This is a genomic window from Streptomyces sp. NPDC001728 (assembly GCF_040297565.1).
GTDB lineage: Bacteria > Actinomycetota > Actinomycetes > Streptomycetales > Streptomycetaceae > Streptomyces.
The window spans coordinates 29,898-43,444 of sequence record NZ_JBEOZK010000028.1; the positions used below are offsets into that span (position 1 = coordinate 29,898).

Annotated in this window: 11 protein-coding genes; 4 read left to right on the top strand and 7 right to left on the bottom strand. The window is 70.9% G+C overall.

Annotated features, from left to right (window positions below):
• Positions 1–53: 53 nt before the first annotated feature.
• A complete protein-coding gene (locus tag ABT154_RS30790) occupies positions 54–755 on the bottom strand; it encodes a M23 family metallopeptidase (RefSeq protein ID WP_351861200.1) in 702 nt (233 codons plus the stop codon).
• A gap of 488 nt (positions 756–1,243) precedes the next feature.
• On the opposite strand from ABT154_RS30790, the gene ABT154_RS30795 reads away from it, so the two are divergent.
• From ABT154_RS30795 to ABT154_RS30805, 3 genes are read left to right on the top strand one after another with little or no spacing between them, the layout of a single operon-like run.
• Complete coding sequence (locus tag ABT154_RS30795) at positions 1,244–4,297, top strand: NACHT domain-containing protein (RefSeq protein WP_351861202.1); 3,054 nt, start codon at positions 1,244–1,246, stop codon at positions 4,295–4,297.
• A gap of 38 nt (positions 4,298–4,335) precedes the next feature.
• Complete coding sequence (locus ABT154_RS30800; protein WP_351861204.1) at positions 4,336–4,668, top strand: trypco2 family protein; 333 nt, start codon at positions 4,336–4,338, stop codon at positions 4,666–4,668.
• Positions 4,665–7,457, top strand: coding sequence for an NACHT domain-containing protein (locus tag ABT154_RS30805; RefSeq protein ID WP_351861206.1), 2,793 nt, complete (start codon positions 4,665–4,667; stop codon positions 7,455–7,457). The genes ABT154_RS30800 and ABT154_RS30805 overlap by 4 nt, the downstream gene beginning before the upstream one ends.
• A 96-nt stretch (positions 7,458–7,553) precedes the next feature.
• Here the strand turns inward: ABT154_RS30805 and ABT154_RS30810 are convergent, their stop codons facing one another.
• On the bottom strand, positions 7,554–10,076 hold the full coding sequence (locus tag ABT154_RS30810) for an ATP-dependent Clp protease ATP-binding subunit (RefSeq protein WP_351861208.1): 2,523 nt from the start codon (positions 10,074–10,076) through the stop codon (positions 7,554–7,556).
• Between the two features lie 474 nt (positions 10,077–10,550).
• Between ABT154_RS30810 and ABT154_RS30815 the strand changes: the two genes are divergently transcribed.
• Entirely contained in the window at positions 10,551–11,141 is a 591-nt protein-coding gene (locus tag ABT154_RS30815) for an SCO3374 family protein (protein ID WP_351861210.1), read from the top strand.
• On the opposite strand, the gene ABT154_RS30820 is transcribed toward ABT154_RS30815, so the two are convergent.
• The 5 genes from ABT154_RS30820 to ABT154_RS30840 all read right to left on the bottom strand — a co-directional run bounded on the left by ABT154_RS30820 (position 11,120) and on the right by ABT154_RS30840 (position 13,477).
• Positions 11,120–11,455 (bottom strand): histone-like nucleoid-structuring protein Lsr2, encoded by a 336-nt coding sequence (locus ABT154_RS30820; protein WP_351861213.1) that lies wholly within the window; start codon positions 11,453–11,455, stop codon positions 11,120–11,122. The two genes, ABT154_RS30815 and ABT154_RS30820, sit on opposite strands and share 22 nt — an antisense overlap.
• A gap of 136 nt (positions 11,456–11,591) precedes the next feature.
• Positions 11,592–12,137 carry an amino-acid N-acetyltransferase gene (locus ABT154_RS30825; RefSeq protein ID WP_351861214.1) on the bottom strand — a complete coding sequence of 182 codons (546 nt, stop codon included), beginning with the start codon at positions 12,135–12,137 and terminating at the stop codon, positions 11,592–11,594.
• Positions 12,138–12,146: 9 nt separating this feature from the next.
• The gene (locus tag ABT154_RS30830; RefSeq protein WP_317874819.1) at positions 12,147–12,566 is read right to left on the bottom strand and encodes a BlaI/MecI/CopY family transcriptional regulator; all 420 of its coding nucleotides are present in this window, start codon (positions 12,564–12,566) and stop codon (positions 12,147–12,149) included.
• 120 nt (positions 12,567–12,686) lie between these two features.
• Positions 12,687–12,866, bottom strand: coding sequence for a hypothetical protein (locus tag ABT154_RS30835; protein ID WP_351861216.1), 180 nt, complete (start codon positions 12,864–12,866; stop codon positions 12,687–12,689).
• A gap of 14 nt (positions 12,867–12,880) precedes the next feature.
• Positions 12,881–13,477, bottom strand: coding sequence for a hypothetical protein (locus tag ABT154_RS30840; protein ID WP_351861286.1), 597 nt, complete (start codon positions 13,475–13,477; stop codon positions 12,881–12,883).
• Positions 13,478–13,547 lie beyond the last annotated feature (70 nt).

Here is a 13,547-nt window from a genome sequence, read left to right on the forward strand (position 1 = left end):
TTGGACCGGGCGCGCCCGGTCGAGGCCCCGGCGACCCAGGGCGCTCAGGACGCTCAGATGGAGACGCCGTGGGTCCGCAGGAAGGCGGCCGGGTTCACGGCGGAGCCGTAGTTGGGGGTGTTGCGGATCTCGAAGTGCAGGTGCGGGCCGGAGGAGTTGCCGGTGTTGCCCGAGAGGGCGATCTGCTGGCCGGCGCCGACCTTCTGCCCGATGTGCACCTTGATCTTCGACAGGTGGGCGTACTGGGAGTACTTGCCGTTGGCGTGCTTGACGACGATGGCGTTGCCGTACGCGGGGCCGTCGCCGCCGCCGTTCGGGCCGGCCTTCACGACGGTGCCGGCGGCCGCGGCCTTGACCGGGGTGCCGGTCGGGACGGCGAAGTCCTGGCCGGAGTGCTTGTGGGCCCACATGGCGCCGCCCTGGTTGAAGCTGGCGCTCAGCGTGTAGGCGCTGACCGGCTTGACCCAGGACGGGGCCTTCTTGGCGGCGACGATGTGCTGCGTGGCGGCGGCCTTCACGGCCACGGTCTTGGCGTTCGCCTTCGCGGCGGCGGCCTTCACCTGGGCGGCGACGTGGGCCTGGGCCTCGGCCTGGGCGGAGACGGCGGCGGACGCGGTGAGCGCTACCGGGGCGGCGACCTTGCCCTCGGCGGCGAAGGCGGACCCAGCTCCGGCCACCAGCGACGCTCCCAGGCCGGCGGCGGCGAGAGCGACGACGGTGACACGGGCGGCGGGGTTCATGACGCGCTTCGACATACGGGGGAAAACCTCCGGGTAGGGCGGAACGGAATGTGCGAGGCCCGACGCGAACGGTGCGGCGCCGGGCTTGCTCATCCTTGGTAACCCGGACCCCCATCCAGCCCAAAACCCCCCATCTACGACATCACCTCGTAGCGATCTCCGGAGAAGTTCAGCCCTTGACGACCTCCGGACCCATCCCTGAAATCGGACATAACGGCACAAGCGAATCGGTTTATCCGCATGTCACGGATGCCCGGAACCGCCGAAAACGCCGCCTCGCGTCCGGTTCGGGACCCCTCGGGACCAAAGTCCCGACGATTCGCTCAGGAACGTCCCGAATCGACACCAAAGGGCACCACTATTCCGGCTAGTACCCCCCCAAAGCCCTGTGCGCCTTGTCACCAGACACCGGCCCCGAATGGGACCTGGGTCACGCGACCGGCCCGCCCCGAGGCCCCTCCCGCACTACGCTGACCGCTTCGGGGACCCATGGGGGGACACAGATGGAACCGGCACTCATCGGCACACGCCTCGCTTCGGCCGCGATCGGCCCGCTCCTGAAGAAACTGCTGGTCAGCGAGGGTCCGGGGGCCGGTCTCACGGGACGGTCCGGCAAGGTCCGGCTCTCCTCGCTGGTCTCCTTCCGCGGCGAGAAGCGCACGCTGACCGAGAAGGACGTCCGGAAGCTGGCGTCGACGCTGGTCGAGCGCTCACTGCGGGGGAGCGACGCCGGGCCCGGCGAGCGCCCCTTCCCCGCCGACGAGGCCGAGGCCGTCACCGACACCCTCGCCGCCACCCTGATCGCCCTCGGCGACCTCGACATGGACGACGTCCAGGCGGTCCGCCTCGGCCATCTCGACCTCGCCCGCCGCCTGCGCGCGGCGGCCCCCGCCCCGGACGGCCTGTCCACCGACTCGGTCCTCTACCTGGAGTCGATGACGCAGTGGGCCTGCCTCCACATCCTCGACTTCTTCACCCAGCGCTCCACCTTCGTGGCCCGCAGCCTGGTGGAGCAGACCCGTGGCCAGCGGGAACTCATCGCGAAGGTCGACGAGGTCATCCGCAGGACCCCACGGCAGGACGGCCGGGACACGGAGTTCGAACGCCGCTATCTGGCCCACCTCGCCAAGAAGCACGGCCGACTGACCATCTACGGCGTGGACCTCAGGGACGCCCCGGAGAAGTGGCCGCTGGACGTGGCGTACCTGTCGCTGGAGGCGACGGGAGGACCCATGACGCTGAGCATGATGCAGCGGGAGTACGCACGCCGGGTGGAGAGGGTGTTCGCGGAGAACCCGGCGGACGGGCTCTCCGAGAACCCGAGCACCGGGTTCTCGGACACCGCCACCGCCATCCTCCGGGGCGACCTCTCCGGCGGCCCCGCCGACCGGATCCTCACCCGCCACGACAAGGTCCTGCTGCGCGGCACGGCCGGCTCCGGCAAGACGACCCTCATCCAGTGGCTGGCCGTCTCCGCCGCACGCGAGGACCTCGCGGACGACACGGCGTACCTCCGCGACCGCGTCCCCTTCGTCCTCCCCCTGCGCGCCCTGACCCGCCACGGCGAGCGGCTCCCCACCCCCGACCGCTTCCTCTCCGCCGTCGACTGCCCGCTTCCCGCACCCGAGGGCTGGGCCGACCGCGTCCTCGCCGCCGGGCGCGGACTGGTCCTCGTCGACGGCATCGACGAGATCCCCGAGGCCGAGCGGGACCGCGCCCGCCGCTGGCTCCGGGACCTCCTCGACGCCTACGAGGGCAACCGCTGGCTCGTGACCTCACGCCCCACCGCCGTGCGCGACGACTGGCTCGCCCCGGACGGCTTCGCGGAACTCACCCTCGCCCCGATGTCCTCAGCCGCGGTCACCACCTTCGTCCGCCGCTGGCACCGGGCGGCGGGACCGGAGGCGGCACCGTACGAACAGCCCCTCCTCGACGCCCTGCGCACGACGGCCGACGTCGCGCAGCTCGCCACCAACCCTCTGATGTGCGGTCTGATCTGCGCCCTGCACCACGGCAGGCGCGGCTTCCTGCCGCGCGGCCGGAAGGCGCTGTACGACGCGGCCCTCTCGATGCTGCTCTCGCGCCGGGACCGCGAGCGGGACATGGGGACCCCGTACGGGATCGACCTCGGCGAGACCCCGCAGATCCAGCTGATCCAGCGGATCGCGTACTGGCTGACGCTCAACGGCCGCACGACGATGGACCGCGCGCACGCGCAGGACGTCGTACGGGAGGCCGTGCCCGCGATCACGGAGGCGGCCGGGTGCGACCCCGGCACCGTCTTCACGCATCTGCTCCACCGCAGCGGTCTCCTGCGCGAGCCGACCGCGGACACGGTCGACTTCGTGCACCGCACCTTCCAGGACTATCTGGCGGCGAAGGCCCTCGTGGACCGCTGGGACATCGGCGTCCTCGTCCGGCACGCGGCGGACGACCAGTGGGAGGACGTCATCCGCATGGCCGTCGGGCACGCGCGCCCGCGCGAGTGCGCGGAGATCTTCGACGAGCTGCTGAAGGCGGCGGACGCGGCACCGGACCGCCGGACCCAGCTCCGCGTCCTGGTGGTGGCGGCGACGGCGCTGGACCACGCGACGGAGGTGGCACCGGAGATCCGGGAACGGATCCTGGCCCGCACGGCCGAGGTGATCCCGCCGCGCGACGCGGACGAGGCCCGGGAGCTGGCGTCGGTGGGACGGGCGGTCCTGGACCTGCTGCCGGGCCCGGAGGGGCTGGACGACGAGGTGGCGGAGAACCTGATGATCACGGCGACCCACATCACGGACGACGCCACGCTGCCGTACCTCGCCCGGTTCACGGACCATCCGTCCCTGGGCGTCCGCTCCCAGCTGATGTGGGGCTGGGCCCGGTTCGCGACCGCCCCCTACGCGGAGGAGATCACCGCCCGACTCGATCCGGACGGACTCGACTTCACGCTGGTGTCCGACGAACAGGCAACCGAGATCGCCCGCCTCGGGCTGCGCCCCGAGCGCCTCGACCTGCGCAGAAGTCCGAGCCTCACCCTCGACGGCATGGCCATGCTCCACGGGGCGTTGGGTGAGGCGCGGAGCGTGCGGATGCCAGGTGCCCTGGCCCCGTTCCTGCGCCGCCTCCCCTCCGGGAACAGTCTGCGGAGTCTCGTCCTGTACAGCTCTCCCGCAGACGGGCTCGGATTCCTCCGCCACCTGAGCGGCCTCGAGGATCTCGCCCTCCACGAAGCCGCCGTGCTGAGCGAGCAGGACTGGCATGAGGTGGCCGCCCTGGACGAACTCTCCGTCCTCGACCTCGAGGCCGAGACCGTGAAGAGCGTCCCGGTTTCGCTGCGGCTGCCGCAGGCGTTCGGTCTGTCGGTGCATTGCTCCGGCTCCGCCGCACCGCTGGACACCATCGTCCGGGCCTTCCCCGACCTGCGTGTGCTGTCCCTCTACGGCAACCCCGCGGGGCAGGTCCACGACCTCACCCCGCTGGCGTCCCTGGCGCGACTCCGGTCCGTCCACGTCCTCAGCGGCGGCTTCACCGGCGCTGAGGCCCTCGCCGCCACGGTCGAGATCCGCCCATGACCTGACCGCCTCCCACCTCCCCCGATACGTTCATGGTCATGACCGACATCGAACTCGCCGACGCCATCGCCTCCGTACGCGACCAGCTCGTCGCCGCCGCCACACGGGCGACCGGCCAGCCCGTCGCCTTCGAAGTGGGCGACATCGAGATGGAGTTCACCATCGAACTCCGCAAGGAGGTGAAGGCCGGCGGCAAGGTCAAGGCCTGGGTCGTCGAGGCCGGCGCGGACGCCTCCCGCACCCGGGGCGAGACCCACCGGGTCTCCTTCACGCTCAAGCCCCGGAACGCCACGACCGCCGGACCCTGGCTCGTCGGCAACGACGAGGGCGCGGACCTGTCCGACTTCGGCGGCGGGCCCGAGGCCCGGTGAGCGACCTCACCCCCGCCACCGCCGCCACCTCCGTCCTCGCCGTGCTCGGCGAGCAGCAGGGCACCGGGGTCCTGCTGACCCCGACCCTCGTCCTGACCAGTGCCCATGTCCTCGGCGGCGCCCGCAGCGCCACGGCCGCCGCCCCGCACAGGGCGGTACCGGGACGGCTGTCGGTCGTCTGGTCCGACGACCGCCTCGACGCCGCCCTCCTCCAGTCCGGCCATCTCCTCGGCGTCCCGCCCCTGTTCAGCGCCCTCGCCACCGACCGCCCGATACCCGGCTGCGAGATCGTCGGCTTCCCCCGGATCCAGCGGTACGAGGGCCAGAAGCCGGACGTCGACCAGTTCACCGGCACCGTCCTGCCCATGGCCGGACTCCTCCGCCGCACCCTGACCGTCGAGCTGGACCACCCTCCCGTCACCGGCACGGAGGACGGCCCCTCGCCCCTCGCGGGCCTCTCCGGCGCCCCCGTCCTCGCCGACGGGCGACTCCTCGGCATCGTCCGCGCCGTACCGCGCGGACGCGGCCACCGCCGCCTGGAGTGCGTACCCCTGACCGCCGTCCTCGCGGACGAGGAAGTACGGCGGTGGCTTCCCCCCGACGTCGCCCCACCGGTACGGATCACCGGCACGCACCCCCATGACCGGCCGTACGAGGAGGAGTACGCGGAGGCCGTCGGAGCCTCCTACCGCCGCACCCGGATCTTCGGCCTCGACGAGCTGGGCAAGCGCGCCTCCCAGTGGGACCTCGACACCGCCTACCTCTCCCTGGAGGCCGCGTCCAGGACCCCCGGCTCGCCCGATCGCGTCCCGCAGCGCATCGACGACCTGCTCGCCTCCCGGCCGCGCGTCCTCCTCCGGGGCGACGCCGGGGCCGGGAAGACCACCCTGGTGTGGTGGCTGGCCGCGCACGCCGCCGCCGGGACCCTGGGGCCCAACCTCGCCGAGCTGAACGGCCTCGTCCCCTTCGTCGTCCCGCTGCGCACCCTGCGCGCCCGGGGCAACGGCTATCCCTCCCCCGCCGAACTGGCCCGCGTCTCGGGGCTCATGATCGACCCCGCCCCCGAGGGCTGGGCCGGCCGGGTCCTCAACGCGGGGCGCGGCCTGCTGCTGGTCGACGGCCTCGACGAGGTCCCGGCGGAGGAGCGCGAGGCCGCCCACACCTGGCTCTCCCAGCTGCTCGCCCGCTACCCCCGCACCCGGTGCGTGGCGACCGTACGGCCCTTCGCCGTCGCCCCCGACTGGCTCGGCTCCGAGCAGTTCGAGGAACTGGCCCTCCTCCCGCTCCGGGACGCCGACATCCAGGCCTTCGTCGCGGCCTGGCACGCCGCCGCCCGGCTGGACGGAGACCCCGACCGGAACCTCGCCGACCTCGAACGCGACCTGGCCCAGCAGTTCCGCCACAACCGTGCCCTGGCCGATCTCGCCCGGACCCCGCTGCTCTGCGCGGTCATCTGCGCCCTGCACCGGCTACGGGAGGGCTTCCTGCCCGAGACCCGCTGGGCGCTCTACTCCTCGGCGCTGCACCTGCTGCTCGGCGTCCGCGACGAACAGCGCGGGATCCGCACCCCCGACGGCATCGGCATGACGGTCGACGAGCACACCGAACTCCTCCAGCGGCTCGCGGCCTGGCTGGTCCGGGGCGGCCAGACCGAGTTCACCCGGGAACAGGCCCTGCACCAGCTCGCCCGCGCCCTGCCGGGCATGCCGAGGGTCGCCGCCCAGGGCACCCCTGAGCAGATCCTCACCCATCTCCTGAACCGCAGCGGCCTGCTCCAGGAGCGCACGGACGGCGTCTTCCAGTTCGCCCACCGCACCTTCCAGGACTTCCTGGCGGCGAAGGAACTGGTGGAGGACGACCAGCTCAAGGAGGCCCTGCGGCACGCCCACGACCAGCAGTGGCACGACGTCCTGCTCCTGGCGGCCGGCCACTGCACCCGCCGTGACCTGCCCACTCTGGTCGAGGGCCTCCTCACGGCCGGATCGGCCACCCGCAAACGGGACCTGAAGACCACGCTGTACGTCCTGGCGGCGCTGGCGGCCCAGCACGCGGCCTGGCTGGACGGCGCCCTGCACGGACGGGTACGGAAGGCGGTGAAGTCGGTGATCCCACCGCGCAACACCGAGCAGGTGGGGCAGCTGGCCCGCCTGGGCGGCTACGTACTGCCACTGCTGCCCGGCCCCGCGGAGGTGTCCAGGGAGGCCATCGGCACCATCGTCCATCTGGTCTTCACGATCGGCGGCCGGGAGGCCCTGCCGTACGCCCGCGCATTCGCCGAGGCGGGAGAGGCGGACAGGTTCTCCGGCGTCTGGAGCCAGTTCCCCCTTGAGGCGTACGCGCGGGAGATCGCCCCGCACCTCACCCCGGACGCCCCCATCATGGTGACCGGGGTGGAACAGCTGCGGCACCTGCCGGACCACCCGAGCGTCCACCTCTACGGGGACTTCGAGGCACCCGAACTCCTCAGCGGCCTCAGCGGGCGGAGGCTGCGCTTCCTCGGGCTCGCCCAGAACACCCGGCTCACCGGCCTCGGCTTCCTCAGCGGAGTGGACTGCGCCCGGCTCACCGGCCTCTACCTGTCGCGCTGCCCCCGGCTGACGGATCTGACGGCGGTGGCGCGGCTGAGCGCGCTCGCCTACCTCAGGATCGGCGGTGTCCCGGACTCCGCCGGGACACTGGACCTCACCCCGCTCCACGACCTGCCCCATGTGATCGTGAACATCACGTCCTTCCCCCGCAAGCAGATCCTCGGCGCCGCCGCCCTCGGTGACCGGCTCACCGTCGAATAGACGGCCGCGGCGGCGACCGGACGGCAAAAGGGGCGGCCCCGGAACCATCGGGTTCCGGGGCCGCCCCTTTCACAGCGCTGTCTGCTCAGCGCGGCGTCACGCTTCCTTCGACAGGTTCGGGCCCGTGCCGCCCGTGGCCTCGATCGGCGGGGCGTCCGGCAGCGCCGTCTTCTCCTCGCCGCGGAAGGTGAACGTGCGCTCCTCACCCTCGCCCTCGGTGTCCACGACCACGATGTGACCGGGGCGCAGCTCGCCGAAGAGGATCTTCTCCGAGAGCGTGTCCTCGATCTCGCGCTGGATCGTCCGGCGCAGCGGCCGGGCGCCCATGACCGGGTCGTAACCCTTCTTGGACAGCAGCTCCTTCGCGGACTGGGAGAGCTCGAGGCCCATGTCCCGGTCCTTGAGGCGCTCGTCGACGCGACCGATCATCAGGTCGACGATCTGGAGGATGTCCTCCGGGGTCAGCTGCGGGAAGACGATGATGTCGTCCACGCGGTTGAGGAACTCGGGGCGGAAGTGCTGCTTCAGCTCGTCGCTGACCTTCGCCTTCATCCGCTCGTAGTTGGACTTCGTGTCGCCCTGGGCGGCGAAGCCCAGGTTGAAGCCCTTCGAGATGTCCCTGGTCCCGAGGTTGGTCGTCATGATGATGACCGTGTTCTTGAAGTCCACGACCCGGCCCTGGGAGTCGGTCAGACGACCGTCCTCCAGGATCTGGAGAAGGGAATTGAAGATATCGGGGTGGGCCTTCTCGACCTCGTCGAAGAGGACGACGGAGAACGGCTTGCGGCGCACCTTCTCGGTGAGCTGGCCGCCCTCTTCGTAGCCGACGTATCCGGGCGGCGAACCGAAGAGCCGCGAAACCGTGTGCTTCTCGCTGAACTCCGACATGTCGAGGGAGATCATCGCGTCCTCGTCGCCGAAGAGGAATTCGGCGAGGGCCTTCGAGAGCTCGGTCTTACCGACACCGGACGGACCGGCGAAGATGAACGAGCCACCGGGGCGCTTCGGGTCCTTCAGACCGGCACGCGTACGGCGGATGGCCCGCGAGAGGCCGATGACGGCGTCCTTCTGCCCGATGACGCGCTTGTGGAGCTCGTCCTCCATGCGGAGCAGGCGGCTGGACTCCTCCTCGGTCAGCTTGAAGACCGGGATGCCGGTGGCGGTCGCGAGGACCTCGGCGATCAGATCGCCGTCGACCTCGGCGACGACGTCCATGTCGCCGGCCTTCCACTCCTTCTCGCGCTTGGCCTTCGCGGCGAGGAGCTGCTTCTCCTTGTCACGGAGCGAGGCGGCCTTCTCGAAGTCCTGCGAGTCGATCGCGGACTCCTTGTCGCGGCGGACGCCGGCGATCTTCTCGTCGAACTCGCGGAGGTCCGGCGGCGCGGTCATCCGGCGGATGCGCATCCGGGAGCCGGCCTCGTCGATCAGGTCGATCGCCTTGTCCGGGAGGAAGCGGTCCGAGATGTACCGGTCGGCCAGGGTCGCGGCCTGGACGAGCGCCTCGTCGGTGATGGAGACCCGGTGGTGGGCCTCGTACCGGTCGCGCAGACCCTTGAGGATCTCGATGGTGTGCGGCAGCGACGGCTCGGCGACCTGGATGGGCTGGAAGCGGCGCTCGAGGGCCGCGTCCTTCTCCAGGTACTTCCGGTACTCGTCGAGCGTGGTGGCACCGATGGTCTGGAGCTCACCGCGGGCCAGCATCGGCTTGAGGATGCTGGCGGCGTCGATCGCGCCCTCGGCGGCGCCCGCACCCACGAGGGTGTGGAGCTCGTCGATGAACAGGATGATGTCGCCGCGGGTGCGGATCTCCTTGAGGACCTTCTTCAGGCGCTCCTCGAAGTCACCGCGGTAGCGGGAGCCGGCGACCAGCGCGCCGAGGTCCAGGGTGTAGAGGTGCTTGTCCTTGAGGGTCTCGGGCACCTCGCCCTTGACGATGGCCTGCGCCAGGCCCTCGACGACGGCGGTCTTGCCGACGCCGGGCTCGCCGATGAGGACCGGGTTGTTCTTGGTGCGGCGGGACAGCACCTGCATGACCCGCTCGATCTCCTTCTCGCGCCCGATGACCGGGTCGAGCTTGGATTCGCGGGCCGCCTGGGTGAGGTTCCGGCCGAACTGGTCGAGGACCAGGGACGTCGAGGGGGTGCCCTCGGCAGGACCGCCGGCCGTGGCGGCTTCCTTGCCCTGGTAGCCGGAGAGCAGCTGGATGACCTGCTGCCGCACCCGGTTGAGGTCGGCGCCCAGCTTCACGAGGACCTGGGCGGCGACGCCCTCGCCCTCGCGGATCAGGCCGAGCAGGATGTGCTCGGTGCCGATGTAGTTGTGGCCGAGCTGGAGGGCCTCACGGAGCGAGAGCTCCAGGACCTTCTTGGCACGCGGGGTGAAGGGGATGTGCCCGGACGGGGCCTGCTGCCCCTGCCCGATGATCTCCTCAACCTGCTGGCGGACCGCCTCGAGCGAAATCCCGAGGCTCTCCAGGGCCTTAGCGGCGACACCCTCACCCTCGTGGATAAGGCCCAGAAGGATGTGCTCGGTGCCGATGTAGTTGTGGTTGAGCATCCGGGCTTCTTCCTGAGCCAGGACGACAACCCGCCGCGCGCGGTCGGTGAACCTCTCGAACATCGTTAATCGCTCCTCAGAGCGGTCAGTCAGTTAGGGGTCGATCCCCTCCCTGTCCTTCCGCAGCTTAGTCCCGCAAGCGGGGACCGCTCATTCCAACTGCCGACATCCGTCCGGATCACCCCACCTTCCGCGGGGAGACCTGCTGCCGAACAGCCGACAAATGCTCCAACCCGATGGTGCGAGACGATGTTCCCGCAGGCCAAGTAGTTACCCGCGCCATCAGTACGCCGATGGCGAACGTGAGACGCCGAAGCCCGCGAGTCGCCCCTCTCCACTAGGAATGTCTTACCCGTAAGGACTGACACTCCATGCGGCGCACCCCGGTTCCCTCCGCTACCAGCGAACACCCTTGCGCTGCCGAATGCACGCGTACGCCCCATCACGGACACCTTGCGCGTCCGGCCGGGGACTCACGGTCACCAAGGCGGTCCATCGCGGGCGTAACCAACACGCCCTCGCGGGAGTTCCCCCGGCATGGCCTTCACCGTCCCGCTTCCCCGTACGCCGCCCGACGGCGGTCTGGCACGGTGGTACGAGCAGGAGCTCGGCTGGGCGACGGTGGCGGGTCCGCCGGTGCAGCTGGTCACGGGGCTGCGCTTCGACGTCCTCGAGCTGCCCGCCGAGGCCGGCCGGGGCGTACTGCGCCGGACGGGCCCGGCGACGGGTCCGGTGGCCCTGCTGGGGCGCCGGATGCGGCTGCTCGTGGCCGCCGGGACGGCCGAGGAGCTACCGGGTCTGCTCGACTGGCTGGAGTGGGGCGGGATCGCGCTCGACCTCACGGCCATGGGGGCCGACGGCCGGATGACCGCGCCCCTTCCCCCGGGGCGGGGCGGATCCGGCACGCCGGGTGCCTCCGTGTGGCTGCGGGCCCCGGCGCCGGGCCGCGAGGTCGAGTCCTCGCTGCCGGCCCTGCGGTCCGCGCCGTGGGGCGGTGCGGATGCCCCGTGTCTGGTGCGTCTGGTGGCCGCGGCGGCCTCGGAGTGCCACCGGGCGCGGCTGCTGAGTGCGCGGACCCGGAGGCCGGCGGCTCAGCAGCTGTCGCCTCAGCGGTTCGCGTCCTCGTAGGCCGCCTTGACGGTGGCCGGCACGCGACCGCGGTCGTTCACGTCGTAGCCGTTCTCCTTGGCCCACGCACGGATCTTCGCGGTGTCCTGGCTGCCCGCCGCCACGGCGCGGCCCTTGCCGCGAGCACCGGCGGTACGGCCACCGGTACGACGGCCGCTCGTGGTGTACGGCTCGAGCAGACCACGGAGCTTTTCCGCGTTCGCGGTGGTGAGGTCGATCTCGTAGGTCTTGCCGTCCAGCGCGAACGTCACGGTCTCGTCCGCCTCGACGCCGTCGAGGTCGTCGACAAGAAGGACCTGAACCTTCTGTGCCACCGGATTTCCTTTCATCGAAAATGCAGTACGCGGAAAGGAAACCGCTTTTCCCGGAAAAACACAAACCCCTGGCAGAGGTTCAGAACCCCGACCACGCGGGAAACGTGCGCGATTCGGACATAGGGATCCGCACGGGTCACAGGTGCAGAAGCATCCGGCTGTTGCCCAAGGTGTTCGGCTTCACTCGTTCGAGACCGAGGAACTCGGCGACTCCCTCGTCATAGGAACGCAGCAGCTCGCTGTAGACATCTCCGTCGACCGGGGTCTCGCCGATCTCGACGAAGCCGTGCTTCGCGAAGAAGTCGACTTCGAAGGTGAGGCAGAATACCCGCCGCACACCGAGCCATCGGGCGGTGTGCAACAACTTGTTCAGCACCTGATGTCCGACGCCGGCTCCCTTGAACTCGGGATCCACGGCGAGAGTGCGCACTTCGGCGAGGTCTTCCCACATGACGTGGAGAGCGCCGCAGCCGACGACGCTGGCGTCCTCGTCCCGTTCCGCCACCCAGAACTCCTGGATGGACTCGTAAAGGGTGACGGTGGCCTTGTCGAGCAGGATGCCCCGGTTCACGAAGGGGTCGACGAGGCGGCGGACCGCGGCGACGTCTCCGGTGCGGGCCCTGCGGACGGTGACGGCTTTGGCGGAGGCCGGGGAAGCGGCCGGGGAAGCGGACGGCGACATGGGGGGACGCTATCGCTCCCGGGCCCCTGATCCCTCGGCGCCCTCCTCGGGCGGGGCGGGGAGCGGGGTGTCCCGCTGCACGATCCGGATGGCGTCGTTGAGGGCCTCGCGCTGTTCCTGCGACATCATCCCGAAGAAGGCGACGAGCGCGGCTGCCGGATTGTCGCTCTGCGCCCATCCCTCGTTCATCAGGGCCGCCGCGTAGGCGGCCCTGGTGGAGACCGCCGTATATCGATAGGCGCGGCCTTCGACTTCTCGGCGGACCCAGCCCTTCTGATGGAGATTGTCCATGACGGTCATGACGGTGGTGTAGGCGATGGACCGTTCCTGCTGAAGGTCCTCCAGAACTTCCCGGACGGTCACCGGACGGTTCCATTGCCAGACGCGCGTCATCACGGCGTCTTCGAGCTCTCCCAGGGGACGGGGCACAACGTCACTTTAGTGCTTAAAACGCCAGCAAGTGTCCATTGACGGAAGGAAACGCAACAAAAAGGACGCACGACCACGAAAGGTCGTACATCCCGGGCACTGCGGCGGTGCGGGCGTGCCTCAGACGGCGGGAGTGCCGTCCGCCTGGCGGGTCGCCTCGGCGCGGGCGAGCGCGGCGTCCACGACCGCGTCCTCCTTCGCCTTGTTCGGGCCGCCCTGGCTCTTGACGATCGTGACGACGAGGCCGATGAAGAACGCGGCCATCACGACGGGGGGCACGAGCGCGGATACGTAGTCCATGGCGACCAGCCTAGCTATCCGGCGACGCGTTCCTCGGGCGGGGGCGGGGGTACGGGCCTCCGGCGCGGCGGAAACACCTCGGAGGGCTTGGGCACCGGACGCTCGGCGGGCGCCGGGGGCGTCGGCTTGGGATCGTCGGCCGCGGCGCGCCCGCCGGGCAGGGCGAGCAGCCGGACCCGGGGCGCGGTGACCACGGCGCCCTGCGGGCTCCGTCCGGAGGGCGCGCCTGTGGCCTGGGAGACCCGGGCCAGGCGCGCGCGTACGGAGCGCTCGGCGAGGATCTGACAGCGGGCGAGCAGCTCGGCCGCCGCGGGGTTGCGGCGCAGGGCGCGCAGTGCGGCGAGGTCGTCGGCCCCGGGGTCGTAACCGGCGGCGAGGGCGTCCTGGAGGAGCTCCAGATAGCCGCTGAGCGACCCGGGAAGTGCCTCGCGGTAGCGGGCCAGGTCGGCGAGGAGGAAGGCGCGCAGCCGACCGGCCTCGCGTACCGCCTCGTCCACGGATTCGGCCAGGCGCAGGGTGTCCTGGACGTCCTCGTCCTGGAGCGGGGCGGGGTGGAGGGCGACGGCGAGGGCACGGCGGAGCACACGCAGCTCGTCCGCGCTGAACGCCATGCCGCCGCGGGATCCGTATGGCGTGGGCATGGGCCGACGATACGCGCTAATCGGACAATTTTCTCTTAGC